Here is a 1,768-nt window from a genome sequence, read left to right as displayed (position 1 = left end):
TGTGTGGGGTGTTGGTCTGGGATCCGAGCCTGTAGTAGGTAAGTGATGGGGTGACGCAGGAGGGTAGCTCTACCCGGCGGTGGTCGTCCGGGGGTAAGCGTGTAGGCCGGTGTGTTGGTAAATCCGCACACCATGTGGCTGAGGCGTGATGCCGAGCCGTGTTAGGCGAAGTGAGTGATCCCATGCTGTCGAGAAAAGCCTCTAGCGAGTTCGTGTGCGGCCAGTACCCTAAACCGACGCAGGTGGTCAGGTAGAGAATACCGAGGCGTTCGGGTGAACCATGGTTAAGGAACTCGGCAAATTGTCCCCGTAACTTTGGGAGAAGGGGAGCCCTGTCCGGTGAAGGTCCTTGCGGCCGGAGCTGGGTGGGGTCGCAGATAGCGGGGGGAAGCGACTGTTTATTAAAAACACAGGTCCGTGCGAAGTCGTAAGACGCTGTATACGGACTGACGCCTGCCCGGTGCTGGAACGTTAAGAGGACTGGTCAGTGAGGGTTTCGGCCCTTGCGAAGCTGGGAATCCAAGCGCCAGTAAACGGCGGTGGTAACTATAACCATCCTAAGGTAGCGAAATTCCTTGTCGGGTAAGTTCCGACCTGCACGAATGGCGTAACGACTTCCCCACTGTCTCAACCATGGGCCCGGTGAAATTGCACTACGAGTAAAGATGCTCGTTTCGCGCAGCAGGACGGAAAGACCCCGGGACCTTCACTATAGCTTGACATTGGTGTTTGGGATGGTTTGTGTAGGATAGGTGGGAGCCGGTGAAGTCGCCACGCTAGTGGTGGTGGAGGCGTTGGTGAAATACCACTCTGACTGTTTCGGGCATCTAACCTTGGGCCGTGATCCGGTTCGGGGACAGTGTCTGGTGGGTAGTTTAACTGGGGCGGTTGCCTCCTAAAGTGTAACGGAGGCGCCCAAAGGTTCCCTCAGCCTGGTTGGTAATCAGGTGTTGAGTGTAAGTGCACAAGGGAGCTTGACTGTGAGACGGACGTGTCGAGCAGGAGCGAAAGCTGGGACTAGTGATCCGGCACCGGCGTGTGGAAGCGGTGTCGCTCAACGGCTAAAAGGTACCCCGGGGATAACAGGCTGATCTTCCCCAAGAGTCCATATCGACGGGATGGTTTGGCACCTCGATGTCGGCTCGTCGCATCCTGGGGCTGGAGTTGGTCCCAAGGGTTGGGCTGTTCGCCCATTAAAGCGGCACGCGAGCTGGGTTTAGAACGTCGTGAGACAGTTCGGTCCCTATCCGCTGTGCGCGTTGGAGACTTGAGAAGGGCTGTCCCTAGTACGAGAGGACCGGGACGGACGAACCTCTGGTGTGCCAGTTGTTCTGCCAAGGGCATGGCTGGTTGGCTACGTTCGGGAGGGATAACCGCTGAAAGCATCTAAGCGGGAAGTCTGCTTCGAGATGAGGTCTCCTGCCCCGTTGGAGGGGGTAAGGCTCCCTAGAGACGATAGGGTTGATAGGCCGGGTGTGGAAGCCTTGTGAGGGGTGGAGCTGACCGGTACTAATAGGCCGAGGGCTTGTCCGCTGCAGATAGCTGGGTGTTCGCGCACATGTGTTCACAACGGCGGTCCCGTCGTGTCCCTTGCTGGAGACCTGTTTGGGGGTTTCGTGGGGGTGCGGGTGGGGTTGGTTTTCCGTGGTGGTCATTACTGGAGGGTCACACCCGGTCTCTTTCCGAACCCGGTCGTTAAGCCTCTTGGTGCTGATGGTACTGCCCTGTGGTGGGGTGGGAGAGTAGGTTGCTGCCACGGTTCTTCTTC

Annotated in this window: 2 rRNA genes; both read left to right on the top strand. The window is 58.0% G+C overall.

Features of this window, described 5'->3' with window-relative positions:
* A 23S ribosomal RNA gene (locus PFX91_RS22980) occupies positions 1–1,533 on the top strand; the annotation flags it as partial.
* 110 nt (positions 1,534–1,643) lie between these two features.
* Positions 1,644–1,759: ribosomal RNA gene (rrf, locus tag PFX91_RS22975) — 5S ribosomal RNA — on the top strand.
* Positions 1,760–1,768 lie beyond the last annotated feature (9 nt).

It is taken from the genome of Nocardiopsis sp. ATB16-24 (genome assembly GCF_030271535.1).
In the GTDB taxonomy this organism is placed as follows: Bacteria; Actinomycetota; Actinomycetes; order Streptosporangiales; family Streptosporangiaceae; genus Nocardiopsis.
This window is presented reverse-complemented; position numbering and strand designations above follow the sequence as displayed.